The organism is Micromonospora sp. NBRC 110037 (assembly GCF_001652995.1).
In the GTDB taxonomy this organism is placed as follows: domain Bacteria; phylum Actinomycetota; class Actinomycetes; order Mycobacteriales; family Micromonosporaceae; genus Micromonospora; species Micromonospora chalcea.
The window spans coordinates 1,708,291-1,723,567 of sequence record NZ_BBVA01000002.1 but is presented as its reverse complement, the minus strand read 5'-3'; the positions used below and the strand labels follow the sequence as shown (position 1 = coordinate 1,723,567).

The window sequence follows — 15,277 nt, the reverse complement described above, 5'->3', positions numbered from 1 at the left end:
CTACCGTCGCTATCGTGGCCGCGTGATCACCTGCGTCGTGCACTACACGATCGATCCCGCACAGATCGAGGCGTTCGAGCGCTTCGCCCGCACCTGGATGCGGCTGGTGGCACGGCACGGCGGCGTGCACCACGGCTACTTCCTGCCCGCCGAGGGCGCCAGCGACCGGGCCGAGGCGCTGTTCAGCTTTGAGAGCCTGGCGGCGTACGAGCAGTATCGTGCCCGGTTCGGAGTGGACCCCGAGTTCGTCGCCGCCGACCGGATCCGCGACGAGTCGGGCTGCGTCCTGCGGTACGAGCGCACGTTCATGCGCCCCCTCCTGCCCACCGACTGACACCCCGGCCGGCCCGGCTACCGAGGCGGGTTCGGGCCCTCCGCTGCTGCGGCGTAGCGGCGGGCCAGGCGGGCGAACGCCTCCCGCAACTCGGGCGGCCCGACCACCTCGATGTCGGCGTCGTAGCGGCCGAGCAGGGCGGCCAGCCCGGCCCACGACCAGCCGCCCTGGGTCAGACGGCAGCGATCGGGCCCCAGCTCCTCGACGATGCCGTCGCGGGTCCACGCGGAGACCGTCCGGGCGGGCAGGTCGAGGATCACCTCGCCCCGGCAGGGCCAGTCACCCGGCCCGGTGGCGCCCTTGAACCGGCCGGCGATGTACGCCGCGACGTCCCCGCCGGGCAGCTCGCGGGGCGTGAACCGGGGGCCGGTGGGCGTACGCGGGCTGATCCGGTCGACCCGGAACGTGCGCCAGTCGTCGCGGTCCAGGTCCCAGGCCACGAGATACCAGCGCCCGCCCCAGGTGACCAGGTGGTGCGGCTGCGCGCGGCGCGGCGGCGCGTCGGGAGCGGACGCCGACACCGAGTCGTAGTCGAAGCGCAGCTCCTCCCGGGCGTGCACGGCGGCGCTGAGCGTCATCAGCAGTCCCGGCTCCACGCGGGCCGCGGCGGGCGTGCCGGCCCGTTCCACGGCGATCACCCGCAGCGCGTCGACCCGGTGGCGCAGCCGGGGCGGCATCACCTGCCGGACCGTGGTCAGCGCCCGCGCGGCGGCCTCCTCGATGCCGGTCACGCCGGTGGCGGCGGTCTGCAACGCCACGGTGAGCGCGACCGCCTGCTCGTCGTCGAAGAGCAGCGGCGGCAGCGCCGAGCCGGCGCCGAGACGGTAGCCGCCGTCCGGGCCCTTGGTGCTCTCGATCGGATAGCCCAGCTCCCGCAGCCGGTCGACGTCGCGGCGCACGGTACGCGTGCTGACCCGTAACCGTTCGGCGAGCAGCGCGCCCGGCCAGTCCCGGCGGGCCTGAAGCAGGGACAGCAGGGAGAGCAGTCGCGCGGAAGTCGTCGGCACGACATGCATTCTGCCCGCAGAAGAGGACACATCCTGACCGCTATGCCTGCGAGTGTGGGCCCGTACCCGATCAGGACCGGAAGGAACAGATGACGATGACCGGCACGACCACGACCTCCACCACCCTCGACGCCGAGCGGGCCGACCTGCTGGCCGAGCTCGCCGAGGCCCGGAACATGCTGACCAACACGGTGCGCGGCCTGACCGACGAGCAGGCCGGGCAGAAGCCGACGGTCAGCGCGCTCTGCCTGGGCGGCCTGATCAAGCATGTCGCGTCCACCGAGGAGGCGTGGCTGCGGTTCGTGGTCGAAGGCCCGTCGGCGATGTCCTTCGCCATGCCCGAGGGCGTCACTTGGGAGGACTTCATGGCCGGCAAGGCCCGCGAGCTGCCGCAGTGGGCGATCGAGCGGGGGCGGGACTTCCAGATGCTGCCCGGGGACACGCTGCCGGCCATCCTGGACCGCTACGCGCGCGTCGCCGCGCGTACCGAGGAGATCGTGGCCGGTGTCGAGGACCTGTCGGCGACCTGGCCGGTGCCGGACGCGCCGTGGAACGAGCCCGGCTCGGTCCGCAGCATCCGGCGGGTGCTGATCCACGTCATCGCCGAGACCACCCAGCACGCCGGGCACGCGGACATCCTGCGCGAGAGCATCGACGGGCAGACCACCACCTGAGCCGGCCGGGGCACCGGCGCCGCGGGGCGCCGGTGCCGGCCCGGCCGTCAGCCGGTCGCCGCCCGGCCCATCCGGGTGACCGCCTCGGTGAGCACGGCGGGGGAGGTGGCGAAGTTGAGCCGGACGAATCCGGCGCCGCCGGCGCCGAAGACGTGCCCGGAGCTGAGCGCCACCCGGGCCCGGTCGAGGAACATCCGCGCCGGTCCGTCCAGATCGCTGGCGACCCCCGGGCCGTCGCCCGCCTCCGTGGGCACGCCGAGGGCGCGGCAGTCCAGCCAGGCCAGGTACGTGCCCTCCGGCGGCCGCCACGACACCGCCGGCAGGTGCTCGGCCAGCAGCGACCCGAGCAGTGCCCGGTTGGCGTCCAGGCCGTCGAGCAGCCGGTCCAGCCACGGCCCGCCGGCCCGGAACGCGGCGGTGTGCGCGAGCACGCCGAAGTGGCTCGGGCCGTGGCTCACCTCCTCCGGCATCCGGGCCAGGTCGTCGGCCGCGTCCGGCCCGGCAACGGCCAGCGCCGCCTTGAGCCCGGCGAGGTTCCACGCCTTGGACGCCGACAGCAGCGCGAACGCGTTCTGGGCGCCGGGCACCGTCAGGTACGGGGTGAACCGCGCACCGGGTAGCGCCAGCGGCGAGTGGATCTCGTCGGAGACCACCCGGACGCCGTGCCGGGCGGCCAGCTCCGCGACGGTGGCCAGCTCGTCGGGCCGGTGCACCACGCCGGTCGGGTTGTGCGGGTTGCAGAGCAGGAACGCCGGCCGGTCGCCGATCGCGCGGGCGCGCCGGAACGCCTCCTCCAGCGCGGCCGGGTCGAGCCGCAGGTCCGCGCCGAGCGGCGCCTCGAGCACCTGCCGGTCGGCGTGCGTGACGAACGCGTAGAACGGCGGGTAGACCGGGGGAGTGACCACCACCGCGTCGCCCGGCCCGGTGACCAGGCGCAGCACCTCGACCGTGCCCATCATGACGTCGGGCACCAGCGTGGTCCGGCCGACCGGGAAGTCGGCCCAGCCCCACCGCTGCGCGGCGAACCCGCCGACCGCCTCGGCGTACGCGGTGCCGTACGCGTAGCCGGTGTCGCCCAGGTCGACCGCGCGGCGCAGCGCCTCGGCCACCGGCGGCGCCAGCGGCACGTCCTGCTCGGCGACCCACAGCGGCAGCACGTCCGGCGGGTACAGCCGCCACTTCACGCTGGTGCGTGCCCGGAGCTGGTCGAGTGTGAGCTGGGTGAGTGGGTTGCCGTCGTCGGCGGAAACGACCATGCGGCTCACCCTAGGTTCCTCCTACCATCGCCCGATGGCCCACCCGGCGTACCCGCTGCGCACGGCCCGGCTGCTGTTGCGCCCGGTGATGCTCGACGACCTCGACGACGTGCACGCCTGGCAGCGCCGTCCGGACGTGGTCCGCTGGATGGCGGGCGCCGCCCCGCGTACCCGGGCGGAGTCCCTGGCGTCGGTGACCGCGATGGCCGGCGAGGACGCGCTGCGCGCGGAGGGCGACTGCCTGACGCTCGCCGTGGTGCGCGACGGGCGAATGATCGGCGCGGTCGAGCTGGTGTGGCGCAGCGCGGCGGACCGCACCGCCGAGCTGGGGTACGTGTTCCACCCCGACCACGGCGGCCGGGGGCTGGCCACGGAGGCGGCCGGGGCGCTGCTGGACTGGGGTTTCGGCGAGTTCGGGCTGCACCGGGTGGTGGCCCGCTGCCACGCGGACAACGAGCCGTCGGCGCGCCTGATGGCCCGGCTCGGGATGCGGCGGGAGGCGCGGCACGTGCGCAGCTACCGGTTCCGGGGCGGGTGGGCCGACCAGCTCGTCCACGCGATCCTGGCCGACGAGTGGCGTGGCCGCTGAGCGGCCGGATCAGGAGACGGTGACGGGATCGCCGACGCGGATCTCGCCGGTGGTCTCCGGGACCAGCCGGATGCCGAACCAGGTCTTGCCGTCGTGGCGCCGGTGCCGGGCCAGCGTGCGGATGGGTTCCTTCCCGCTGGCGAGGGTCTGCGGGTCGATGAGCGTCACCGAGCAGCGGTCGCAGCGTTCGGAGACCCGGAAGTCGACGGCGCCGATGCGCACCCGTGTCCAGCCGTCCTCGGCGAACGGCTCGAACGGCCCGTCGAGCACCACAGTGGGCCGGAACCGGGCCATCGCCAGCGGCTCCGGGGCCGGTTCGCCGCGTTCCAGCGCGCCCTCGACGATCCAGTCCCGCAGCCGCCGCAGCGACGGCGCCGTGGCGACCAGCAGCGGTCCGGCGTCGGAGAGGTTGAGCGGGTCGCCGGGCCGGCCGCCGTGCTCGGCCGACATCGGGCGGCGGCGCGGGTCGTCCAGCCAGGCCAGCCGCACCGGACGGCCCAGCCGCGCGGAGAGCCAGTCGTGGGCCTCGTCGGCGGCGAGCCGGACCGTGTCCAGCCGGGACACGTCCGTCGGGACGAGCGGCCCGTCCACCGGCTCGGCGACTGTCAGCGACGACCCGTCGCGGGCGGTGAGCGTGAGCGACCCGGGCCCGGGCGCGGCGGTCAGGCCGAGCAGCGCCGGCAGGGCGGTCGAGCCCACCTTGCCGCCGTCGGGGCGCAGCACCACCCAGCGGCGGTCGTGACGCAACCCCCACGGCTCGACCACGGCCCGGTCGACGTCGACGCCGCCGAGGGACTTGACCGGATACAGGTGGGCCGAGACCAGACGCGTCATCGCCGCTCAGCCGATCTTCGGGGTGGCGCGGTCGATGATCGCGGACAGGTCCAGTCCGCCGGGTAGCGTCCCGTACGCCTGGCCGTGGTCGCCGCCGAGCCGGGACGCGCAGAACGCGTCGGCGACCGCGGGGTGGCCGTGGCGTACCAGCAGCGCGCCCTGCAGCACCAGCGCCAGCCGCTCCACCACGCGCCGGGCGCGCAGCTCCAGGTCGGTGTGGTCGGCCAGCTCGTCGCGCACCCGGCGCACCGCGGCGTCCAGTCGCGCGTCCGCGCCGGCCGCGGCGGCCACCTCCGCCTCGTACACGGCGAGGACCTGCGGTTCCCGGGTGAGCGCGCGCAGCACGTCCAGCGCGGCGACGTTGCCGGAGCCCTCCCAGATCGAGTTCAGCGGCGACTCGCGGAACAGCCGCGGCATGCCGGACTCCTCCACGTAGCCGTTGCCGCCCAGGCACTCCAGCGCCTCGGCGGCGTGCCCCGGCCAGCGTTTGCACACCCAGTACTTGCCGACTGCGAGGGCGAGGCGCTTGAACGCGGTCTCGCCGTCGTCGCCGCGCGCCGACCGGTCCGTCGCGCCGGCCAGCCGGACCATCAGCACGGTGGCGGCCTCGGACTCCACGGCCAGGTCGGCCAGCACGTTGCGCATCAGCGGCTGGTCGAGAAGGTAGCTGCCGAACGCCCGCCGGTGGGTGGCGTGGTGCACCGCGGTGGTCACGCCGTGACGCATCCCGGCCGCCGCGCCGATCACGCAGTCGAGCCGGGTCAGGTTGACCATGTCGATGATGGTGCGCACGCCCCGGCCCTCGTCGCCGACGCGCCACGCCACCGCGTGCTCGTACTCGACCTCGGCGGAGGCGTTGGAGCGGTTGCCGAGCTTGTCCTTGAGCCGCATCAGCCGCATCGGGTTGCGGGCGCCGTCGGGCAGCACGCGGGGGACCAGGAAGCAGGTGAGGCCGCCGGGCGCCTGGGCGAGCGTGAGGAACAGGTCGCACATGGGCGCGGAGGTGAACCACTTGTGCCCGACGAGCCGGTAGCTGCCGTCCGGCTCGGGCCGGGCGGTGGTGGTGTTGGCGCGTACGTCCGAGCCGCCCTGCTTCTCGGTCATCGACATGCCGGCGAGCAGGCCGCGCTTGGTCTGCGGCGGGCGCAGCCCGAAGTCGTAATCGCGGGTGGTGAGCAGCGGCTCGTAGCGGTCGGCCAGCTCCGGGCTGTGCCGCAGCGCGGGCACCGCCGCGTAGGTCATCGAGACGGGGCAGCCGTGCCCGGCGTCGGGCCGCCACAGGTAGAAGCCGGCCGCCCGGGCCACGTGCGCGCCGGGTCGGTCGTCGGTCCACGGCGCGGCGTGCAGGCCGTGCCCGACGGCGGTACGCATCAGCTCGTGCCAGGACGGGTGGAACTCCACCTCGTCGATCCGGTTGCCGTACCGGTCGTGGGTGCGCAGCACCGGCGGGTGCTCGTTGGCGAGCCGCCCGTGTTCGGCCGCCTCCTCACCACCGGCGAGACGGCCCAGCTCGTGCAGCCCGGGCAGCGCCCATTCGGCGCCCTCCCGGGTCACGCCGTCGCGCAGTGCCGGGTCGTCGGCGGTGTCGTGGCCGACCATCGGGGGGACCTGGTTGACGACCTCGTGTGTGGTCACGGCGGCAACTCCCAGCGCGGTGGCGGATCGGGTCGGGGCCCGGATTGAACCACCGTTCACTCCGCACCGGCAACACCGATCGACCAGTCATTTTGGCTGGATTCGTTTGACATCATCCGGCTCGGAGACAAGACTCGCCGAAACTTTCTTTTGTCCGGGAAGTGGCAAGGGGGGCCTGTGTCCAGGAACAAGCTCGGCGCGTTCGGCGCCGCACTCATCCTCACCGTCGGCGTCCTGTCCGGATGCACCGGCGGCGAGGCGGTCGACGTCGGCGGCGGGGGGAACGCCGGCGGCGAAGGCGGAATCCTCAACGCCGCGATCGGCGGCGAACCCGACCAGCTCGACCCGCACAAGACCTCGGCCTACTACAGCTTCCAGGTGCTGGAGAACGTCTACGACACGCTCGTCGAGCCGGACGCCGACCTGAAGATGGTGCCGTCGCTGGCGACCAAGTGGACCACCAGCGACGACCAGCTCACCTGGACGTTCACGCTGCGCGAGGGCGTGAAGTTCTCCGACGGGTCGCCGCTGACCTCCGAGGACGTCGTCTACTCCTTCGAGCGGATCATCAAGGAGAAGCTGAACAACGCGTACAAGTTCGCCACCGTCAAGTCGGTCACCGGGCCCGACCCCGCGACGGTGGTGGTGACGCTCAGCGCGCCCACGCCGAACCTGCTCGCCAACCTCGGTGGGTTCAAGGGCGTCGCGATCGTGGAGAAGTCCAACGTGGAGTCCGGCAAGGTGAAGACCGCGCCGGTGGGCAGCGGCCCGTTCACGGTGGCCGGCTACACCTCCGGCGACAGCATCAAGCTGGTGCGCAACGACGCCTACTGGGGTGAGAAGCCGAAGCTCGACGGCGTCACGTTCACCTTCGTCAAGGACCCCACCGTGGCGCTGCAGAACCTGCGCAGCGGCCAGGTGCAGTGGACCGACAACCTGCCGCCGCAGCAGGTCAAGTCGCTGCAGGACGGCGACGACCCGGTGGTGAAGTCGGCGGCCTCCACCGACTACTGGTACGTGGCGCTCAACGAGGCCCGCAAGCCGTTCGACAACCCCGAGGTGCGGCGCGCCATCGGGTACGCCCTGGACCGGGAGGCGATCACCAAGGCGGCGAAGTTCGGCCTGGCCACCGTGAACCAGACCGCCATCCCGAAGGACAGCGCGTTCTACTACGACTACGCGCCCTACAGCCACGACCCGGGCAAGGCCAAGCAGATGCTCGGCCAGGCGGGCGTGAGCAACCTGACCATGGACCTGATGGTCACCAGCGAGTACCCGGAGACGGTCAGCGCCGCCCAGGTCATCGCCGCCCAGCTCAAGGACGTCGGCATCACCGTGAAGATCCGTACGCTGGACTTCGCCCAGTGGCTCGACGAGCAGGCCAAGGGCAACTTCGACGGGTTCATGCTGGGCTGGCTCGGCAACATCGACCCGGACGAGTTCTACTACGCCCAGCACCACAGCGGCGGCACGTTCAACTTCCACAAGTACAAGAACCCGGCGGTGGACAAGCTGCTGGACGACGCGCGCACCCAGACCGACCAGGGCGCCCGCAAGCAGGCGTACGAGCAGGCGGCGAAGCAGATCGTCGACGACGCCAGCTACCTCTACCTCTACAACCCGGACGTGGTGCAGGGCTGGTCGAAGAAGGTCTCCGGCTACGAGGTGCGCACCGACCGGGCGATCCGGTTCCGGTCGGTCGCCCTGGCCAAGTGATGGCCCGCTTCGTCCTGCGGCGGGCACTCCAGTCGGCGGTCGTGCTGATCGGCGTGACCCTTGTGGTGTTCCTGCTGCTGCAACTCGTGCCGGGCGACCCGGTCCGGGTGGCGCTCGGCACCCGGTTCGACCAGGAGACGTACGACGCGTTGCGGGAACGGGCCGGCCTCGACCAGCCGCTGCCGGTGCAGTACGCCAGCTACCTCGGGCACGCGCTCACCGGTGACCTGGGGGTCAGCTTCCGCACCGGCCAGCCGGTGAGCCAGATCGTGCTGGAACGGCTGCCCGCCACGCTGTCCCTGGCCGTCACCGCGGTGCTGTTCGCGCTGCTGGTGGCGTTCCCGCTGGGCATCGTCGCGGCGGTACGCAGCGGCTCCGCCGTGGACCACGCCGCCCGCGTGTTCAGCCAGTTCGGCGTCTCGGTGCCGGACTTCTGGATGGGCATCATGGGCATCCTGCTGTTCGCCGGGGTGCTCGGCTGGCTGCCACCGTCGGGTTACGTGGCGCTGACCGAGGACCCCGGCCGGTGGGCCACCCACGTGGCGCTGCCGGCGGTCACCGTCGGCCTGGTCACCGCCTCCATCCTCACCCGGTTCATCCGCTCCTCGGTGCTGGAGGTGCTCTCCGCCGACTACGTGCGGACCGCCGAGGCGAAAGGGCTGCGCAACCGGGTGGTGATCGTGCGGCACGTGCTGCGCAACGCGCTGATCCCGGTGGTGACTGTGGTCGCCGTGCAACTGGCGAGCCTGCTCGGCGGCGTCATCGTCATCGAAGTGCTGTTCGCCTGGCCGGGCATCGGCCGGCTCACCTTCGACGCCGTGCAGGCCCGCGACTATCCCGTCCTGCAGGGCGCGGTGCTGCTGGTGGCCGCCCTGTTCCTGCTGGTAAACCTGCTGGTGGACATCCTCTACGCCCGCCTCGACCCGAGGATCACGGTCAAGTGAGCGCCACGACCGAGAGCACCGGACGCCGCGTCCTGGACGCGCTGCGCCGCGACCCGCTCGCCGTCGGCGGCACCATCGTGCTCGTCCTGCTGGTCGTGGTCGGCGTGGCCGGCCCGTGGCTGGCCCCGGCCGGCGTCAACGACGTCGACGTGGACCAGATGCTGCGCCCGCCCAGCGGCGCGCACCCGTTCGGCACCGACGAGCTGGGCCGCGACGTGCTCAGCCGGGTGCTCGTCGCCGCCCGCGTGTCACTGCAGGTCGGCGCGGTCAGCGTCGGCATCGCGCTGGTAGCGGGCGTGACGCTCGGGCTGCTCGCCGGCTACTACCGGGGCTGGCTGGACAGCATCCTCATGCGCTGCATGGACGTGCTGTTCGCGTTCCCGGTGCTGCTGCTGGCGGTTGCCATCGTGGCGGTGCTCGGCCCCGGCCTGCTCACCGCCATGGTCGCCATCGGCGTGGTCTACACACCCATCTTCGCCCGGATCACCCGCGCCGGCGTGCTGTCCGTACGCGAGCAGGTGTTCGTCCGGGCCGCCGTGTCCATCGGCGCGTCCGACCTGCGCATCATGCGCCGCCACGTGCTGCCGAACATCGCCGCGCCGCTGATCGTGCAGACGTCGCTGTCGCTGGCGTTCGCGATCCTCTCCGAGGCCGCGTTGTCCTTCCTCGGCCTCGGCATCCAGCCGCCCGCACCGGCCTGGGGCCGGATGCTGTTCGACGGGCGCGGCTTCGTCACCGACGCCTGGTGGCTGGGCGTGTTCCCGGGCGCGGCGATCTTCCTCACCGTGCTGGCGTTCAACCTGGTCGGCGACGCGCTGCGGGACGTGCTCGACCCGCGCCAGCTCACCCTCGCCGAGGCCCGCCGGAGCACCCCATGAGCGAGCGCACCGAACGCATGCCGAGCCAGCGCCAGCGCCCCAGGACCGACTCGACGGTGCTGTCCGTGGACGACCTCACCGTCACGATCGGCACCCGCCGCGGCCCGGCCCGCGCCGTGGCCGGCGTGTCCTGGCAGGTACGGCAGGGGGAGACGTTCGCCCTGGTCGGCGAGTCCGGCAGCGGCAAGAGCATGACCCTGCTCGCGGCCACCGGCCTGGCCCCGCGCGCCGCCACGGTCACCGGCCGGGTGCGGCTGCTCGACCACGAGCTGACCGCGCTGCCCGACGACCGCCGCCGCAGGCTGCGCGGCCGGCACGTCGGGTTCGTCTTCCAGGACCCGATGACCTCGCTCAACCCGGTGCTGCCGGTGGGCCGGCAGGTCACCGAGGCGGCCGAGGAACACCTCGGGCTGACCCGCCGCGCCGCCCGCGACCGGGCGGTGGAACTGCTGGAGCTGGTCGGCATCCCGTCGGCCGCGCGGCGCGTCGACGCGTACCCGCACCAGTTCTCCGGCGGCATGCGCCAGCGCGTCGCCATCGCCATGGCGCTGGCGTGCGAGCCGGACCTGCTGATCGCCGACGAGCCGACCACCGCGCTGGACGTCACCACCCAGGCGCAGATCATCGAGCTGGTCGCCGACCTCCAGGCGCGGCTGGGCACCGCAGTCGTCTGGGTCACCCACGACCTGGGCGTGGTCGCCGGCATCGCCGACACCGTCGCGGTCATGTACGGGGGACGCATCGTCGAGCAGGGCCCGGTCGACGCGGTGTTCGACACGCCCACCCACCCGTACACCCGGGCGCTGCTGGCGGCCCGGCCCGACCCGTCCCGGCGCGGCGAGGACCTGGTGGCCATCCCCGGCGCGCCGCCGAGCCCGCTGGACCTGCCGGCCGGCTGCGCGTTCTGGCCGCGCTGCCCGGTCCGCGCGGACCCGCGCTGCGAGCACGAGCTGCCGCCGCTGACGCCGGTCGGCGACGGGCACACGGTCCGCACCTTCTACAGTGGAGAGGCCGGATGAGCGACGACACCCCCGACGTGATCGCCGAGCTGGACGACCTCGCCGTGCACTTCCCGACCCCGGCCGGAACGGTCCGCGCCGTGGACGGCGTCACGCTCGCCGTACACCGGGGCGAGACGCTCGGGCTGGTCGGCGAGTCGGGCAGCGGCAAGTCCACCGCCGGGCTGGCGCTGCTGCGGCTGGTCGACCCGAGTGCCGGGCGGGTCCGGGTGGCGGGCGCGGACGTGACCCGCTGGTCCCGGCGCCGCCTGCGGGCGACGCGCCGCCACGTGGCGATGGTGTTCCAGGACCCGCAGGCGTCGCTGGACCCGCGCCGCACCGTCGGCGACAGCATCGCCGAACCCCTTGTCGTGCACCGGCTCGCCACGTCCCGCACCGCCCGGCGGGAGCGGGTGGCCGAACTGCTGGACCTGGTCGGCCTGCGCGCCGACACGGCCGGCCGGCATCCGCACGAGCTGTCCGGCGGCCAGCGCCAGCGCGTCGGCGTGGCGCGGGCGCTGGCCGGCGAGCCGGATCTGATCGTCCTGGACGAGCCGATCGCCTCGCTGGACCTGAGCGTCCAGGCGCAGATCATGAACCTGCTGCGCCGCCTGCAACGCGACCTCGGGCTGACCTACCTGTTCATCGCGCACGACCTGGCCGCCGTGGAGCACATGAGCGACCGGATCGCGGTCATGTACCTGGGCCGCATCGTGGAGACCGGCCCACCGGAGCGGATCTACCGACGCCCGGCGCACCCCTACACGGCGGCGTTGTTGTCGGCGGTGCCGGTGGCCGATCCCCGGGTCGAGCGGCAGCGCCGCCGCATCGTGCTCACCGGCGACATCCCCAGCCCGGTGGACCCGCCGAGCGGCTGCCGCTTCCGTACCCGATGCCCCCAGGCCCGCCCCGCGTGCGCCGAGACCGATCCGGCGCTGGCCGAGGTGGGTCCGGGCCACGAGGCCGCGTGCCTGTTCCCGCTAGACGGCGAGCGCGACGGCAGCCCGGGGGAGGAGGGCGGCGCGACGGACCGCGCCGACGTCGCCGGCACGGCGTAGGCTCACCGCCGATGACGTTCACCACCCGGCCGACGTTGCGCGGCACGTTCGGCATGGTCTCGTCCACGCACTGGCTGGCCAGCCAGTCCGCGATGGGCGTGCTGGAGCGCGGCGGCAACGCGTTCGACGCCGCCGTCGCGGCCGGGTTCGTGCTGCACGTCGTGGAGCCGCACCTCAACGGCCCGGCCGGCGAGGTGCCGGCGATCCTCGCCACCGCCGCCGACCCGGCGCCGCGGGTGCTGTGCGGCCAAGGTCCGGCCCCGGCCGCCGCCACCGTCGCGCACTTCCGGTCGCTGGGCCTGGACCTTGTGCCCGGCGCCGGCCCGCTCGCCGCCGTGGTGCCCGGCGCTGTCGACGCGTGGCTGCTGTTGCTGCGCGACCACGGCACCCGCACGCTCGCCGAGGTGCTGGAACCGGCGATCGGCTACGCCGCCGCCGGTCACCCGCTGGTCGGCGCGGCCGGGCAGACAGTCGCGCGGGTCCGGTCGCTGTTCACCGACCACTGGCCGACCTCCGCGCGGCTCTGGCTGCGCGACGGCCGCCCACCCGCGCCGGGGGAGATGATCACCAACCCGGCGTACGCGGACACGCTGCGCCGCCTCGTCCACGCCGGACGGGCCGCCGGTGCGGACCGGGAGGCGCAGATCGAGGCGGCCCGGCGCGCCTGGCGGGAGGGTTTCGTCGCCGAGGCGATCGACCGTTTCAGCCGGCTGCCGTTCCGCGACTCCAGCGGGCGCGCACACGCCGGGCTGGTCACCGGCGACGACCTGGCCGGGTTCTCGGCCACCTGGGAGGCGCCGGTCACGCTGGACTGGCGCGGGCACACGATCGCCAAGACCGACTTCTGGGGGCAGGGCCCGGTGCTGCTGCAGACCCTGGCCGTCCTGGACGCGCTCGACGACCCGGCGGTCTACGATCCGTCCAGCTTGGACGGCATCCACGCGCAGGCCGAGGCGCTGAAGCTCGCGTTCGCCGACCGGGAGGCGTGGTACGGCGACACCGACGTGCCGGGCTCCGCGCTGCTGTCGGCCGACTACGCGCGCTCCCGCGCCGCGCTGGTCGGCGACCGCGCCGACACGACGCTGCGTCCCGGCAGCCCGGCGGGCAGCCCGCCCCGGCTGCCGTCGCACCTGCACACCCACGCCGCCGGCCGGGCCGTCCCGCAGGACCCGAGCACCGGCGAACCCACGGTACGCGCCGACGGCGTGACCCGCGGCGACACCTGCCACGTCGACGTGGTGGACCGGTGGGGCAACATCATTTCCGCCACGCCAAGCGGCGGCTGGCTGCAGAGCTCACCCACGATCCCGGAACTGGGTTTCCCGCTCGGTAGCAGGTTGCAGATGTGCTGGCTGGAGGAGGGGCTCGCGTCCACGCTGCGGCCGGGGCGGCGTCCGCGTACCACGCTCAGCCCGACGCTCGTGCTGCGCGACGGCGAACCGGTGATGGCGTGCGGCACGCCGGGCGGCGACCAGCAGGACCAGTGGCAGCTGCTGTTCCTGCTGCGGCACCTGGCCGGCGGGCAGGACCTGCAGGAGGCGATCGACGCCCCCACGTGGCACACCACGAGCTTCCCGGCGTCGTTCTACCCGCGCGGCGTCGAGCCCGGCGTGCTGGTGCTGGAGGACCGGATCGACGCGGATGTGCTGGCCGGCCTGCGCGCGAGGGGCCACACCGTCCGCCTGTCCGACCCGTGGAGCCTGGGCCGCATGTGCGCGGTCACCCGCGACCCCCGCACCGGAGTCCTGTCCGCAGCGGCGAACCCCCGAGGCGCCCAGGGCTACGCCGTAGGCCGCTGACCCCTCCCGCGCCCCTCCCTCCCTCGTCGATCTTGCACTTGCGGCCCGGGCACAGCGGTCATAACGGGCGCTCCCGGGGCAGCAAGTGCAAGATCAACAAGGCGAGGGCGGGGCAGCAGGGGTCAGTCGTTGATCCGGGTTATGTTGCGGATCTTGTTGGCGGCGTCCAGGGCGGCCACCTTGTACGCCTCGGCGAGGGTCGGGTAGTTGAACACCGCGTCCAGCAGGTAGTCGACGGTGCCGCCGCAGCCCATCACCGCCTGCCCGATGTGGACGATCTCGGTGGCGCCGGTGCCGAACACGTGCACCCCGAGCAGCCGCCCGTCCTCCGGTGAGACGAGCAGTTTCAGCATCCCGTACGAGTCGCCGACGATCTGCCCCCGGGCCAGTTCCCGGTAGCGGGCGATGCCCACCTCGAACGGAGTGGACGCCTCGGTCAGCTCCTCCTCGGTCTTCCCGACGAAGCTGATCTCCGGGATGGTGTAGATGCCGATCGGCTGCAGGTCGGACATGCCGCGGGCCGGTTCGCCGCAGGCGTGCTGGGCGGCCAGCCGGCCCTGCTCCATCGACGTGGACGCCAGCGCGGGGAAGCCGATCACGTCGCCCACCGCGTAGATGTTGTCGACGGCGGTGCGGTAGTTCGCGTCGACCGCGATCCGGCCGCGGTGATCCGCGGTGAGCCCGGCCGCGTCCAGCGCGAGGTCGTCGGTCTGTCCCTGCCGCCCGGCCGAGTACATCACCGTGTCCGCGACGATCTTCTTGCCGCTGCGCAGGACGCAGAGCGCTGCGGTGCGGTGCTTCTCCACGGCGGCCACCTCCTCGCCGAAGCGGAAGGTCACCGACAGGTCCCGCAGGTGGTACTTCAGCGACTCGACGATCTCCTCGTCGCAGAAGTCGAGCATCCGCGGGCGGCGCTCGACCACCGTCACCTTGGTGCCGAGCGCGGCGAACAGCGAGGCGTACTCCATCCCGATCACCCCGGCGCCGACCACGACCATGCTGCGCGGGACGGCCTGCAGGTTGATGACGCCGTCGGAGTCGACGATGGTCCGGTCGTCGAAGTCGACGCTGTCCGGTCGGGCCGGGCGGGTGCCGGCGGCGACGACCGCCTTGTCGAAGCTGATCCGGGTCTCCCGGCCGGAGCCGGCGTCCACCCAGACGGAGTGGGCGTCGGCGAACCGGCCGGTGCCGGTGATCAGCGCGACCTTGTTGCGGGCCAGCTGGTCGCGGATCACGTCGGTCTGCCGGGTGATCACGTGCTGGGTGCGGGCGGCCAGGTCGGCGACGGTGATGTCCTCCTTGACCCGGTAGCTGCTGCCGTAGAGGTCGCGCTGGCTCAGCCCGGTCAGGTAGAGGACCGCCTCGCGCAGCGTCTTCGAGGGCACGGTGCCGGTGTTGATGCACACTCCGCCGAGCATGTCGCGGCGATCGACGATGGCGACGCGGCGGCCCAGCTTGGCAGCGGCGATCGCCGCCTTCTGTCCACTCGGTCCGGAGCCCAGCACCAGCAGGTCGTAGTCATACACGAGCGCCAGCCTCGCAGGGTCTCGCAACC

General features: G+C 73.4%; 14 protein-coding genes. 9 read left to right on the top strand and 5 right to left on the bottom strand.

Translation table 11 applies throughout. From position 1 onward, the window contains the following. Positions 1–22: 22 nt before the first annotated feature. Entirely contained in the window at positions 23–334 is a 312-nt protein-coding gene (locus tag A4R25_RS06880; protein ID WP_043324181.1) for an NIPSNAP family protein, read from the top strand. 17 nt (positions 335–351) lie between these two features. On the opposite strand, the gene A4R25_RS06875 is transcribed toward A4R25_RS06880, so the two are convergent. Then, entirely contained in the window at positions 352–1,350 is a 999-nt protein-coding gene (locus A4R25_RS06875) for a WYL domain-containing protein (RefSeq protein ID WP_064446021.1), read from the bottom strand. Positions 1,351–1,436: 86 nt separating this feature from the next. Here A4R25_RS06875 and A4R25_RS06870 point away from each other — a divergent pair, with 86 nt between their 5' ends. Beyond that, a complete protein-coding gene (locus A4R25_RS06870; protein WP_064446498.1) occupies positions 1,437–2,015 on the top strand; it encodes a DinB family protein in 579 nt (192 codons plus the stop codon). A 47-nt stretch (positions 2,016–2,062) separates the two neighbouring features. Here the strand turns inward: A4R25_RS06870 and A4R25_RS06865 are convergent, their stop codons facing one another. Continuing rightward, the gene (locus A4R25_RS06865; RefSeq protein WP_064446020.1) at positions 2,063–3,271 is read right to left on the bottom strand and encodes a MalY/PatB family protein; all 1,209 of its coding nucleotides are present in this window, start codon (positions 3,269–3,271) and stop codon (positions 2,063–2,065) included. A 34-nt stretch (positions 3,272–3,305) separates the two neighbouring features. On the opposite strand from A4R25_RS06865, the gene A4R25_RS06860 reads away from it, so the two are divergent. Then, complete coding sequence (locus A4R25_RS06860) at positions 3,306–3,860, top strand: GNAT family N-acetyltransferase (RefSeq protein WP_064446019.1); 555 nt, start codon at positions 3,306–3,308, stop codon at positions 3,858–3,860. A 9-nt stretch (positions 3,861–3,869) separates the two neighbouring features. Here A4R25_RS06860 and A4R25_RS06855 read toward each other — a convergent pair whose 3' ends face one another. Together A4R25_RS06855 and A4R25_RS06850 are read right to left on the bottom strand one after the other, a co-directional pair. Further along, a complete protein-coding gene (locus A4R25_RS06855; protein WP_064446018.1) occupies positions 3,870–4,694 on the bottom strand; it encodes an MOSC domain-containing protein in 825 nt (274 codons plus the stop codon). 6 nt (positions 4,695–4,700) lie between these two features. Continuing rightward, entirely contained in the window at positions 4,701–6,329 is a 1,629-nt protein-coding gene (locus tag A4R25_RS06850) for an acyl-CoA dehydrogenase family protein (RefSeq protein WP_064446017.1), read from the bottom strand. A 177-nt stretch (positions 6,330–6,506) separates the two neighbouring features. On the opposite strand from A4R25_RS06850, the gene A4R25_RS06845 reads away from it, so the two are divergent. The 6 genes from A4R25_RS06845 to A4R25_RS06820 are packed head-to-tail and all read left to right on the top strand — an operon-like array spanning position 6,507 to position 13,722. Beyond that, on the top strand, positions 6,507–8,045 hold the full coding sequence (locus A4R25_RS06845; protein WP_043324168.1) for an ABC transporter substrate-binding protein: 1,539 nt from the start codon (positions 6,507–6,509) through the stop codon (positions 8,043–8,045). Beyond that, entirely contained in the window at positions 8,045–8,989 is a 945-nt protein-coding gene (locus tag A4R25_RS06840; RefSeq protein WP_030502381.1) for an ABC transporter permease, read from the top strand. The genes A4R25_RS06845 and A4R25_RS06840 overlap by 1 nt, the downstream gene beginning before the upstream one ends. Further along, positions 8,986–9,867: an ABC transporter permease gene (locus A4R25_RS06835; protein WP_043324166.1), complete on the top strand. Its 882-nt coding sequence runs from the start codon at positions 8,986–8,988 to the stop codon at positions 9,865–9,867. The genes A4R25_RS06840 and A4R25_RS06835 overlap by 4 nt, the downstream gene beginning before the upstream one ends. Then, positions 9,864–10,886 carry an ABC transporter ATP-binding protein gene (locus A4R25_RS06830; protein ID WP_064446016.1) on the top strand — a complete coding sequence of 341 codons (1,023 nt, stop codon included), beginning with the start codon at positions 9,864–9,866 and terminating at the stop codon, positions 10,884–10,886. The genes A4R25_RS06835 and A4R25_RS06830 overlap by 4 nt, the downstream gene beginning before the upstream one ends. Next, entirely contained in the window at positions 10,883–11,923 is a 1,041-nt protein-coding gene (locus tag A4R25_RS06825) for an ABC transporter ATP-binding protein (protein WP_064446015.1), read from the top strand. The genes A4R25_RS06830 and A4R25_RS06825 overlap by 4 nt, the downstream gene beginning before the upstream one ends. 11 nt (positions 11,924–11,934) lie before the next feature. After that, entirely contained in the window at positions 11,935–13,722 is a 1,788-nt protein-coding gene (locus A4R25_RS06820; protein WP_064446014.1) for a gamma-glutamyltransferase family protein, read from the top strand. A 122-nt stretch (positions 13,723–13,844) separates the two neighbouring features. On the opposite strand, the gene sthA is transcribed toward A4R25_RS06820, so the two are convergent. Beyond that, positions 13,845–15,248 carry a Si-specific NAD(P)(+) transhydrogenase gene (gene sthA / locus A4R25_RS06815; RefSeq protein ID WP_043324162.1) on the bottom strand — a complete coding sequence of 468 codons (1,404 nt, stop codon included), beginning with the start codon at positions 15,246–15,248 and terminating at the stop codon, positions 13,845–13,847. Positions 15,249–15,277 lie beyond the last annotated feature (29 nt).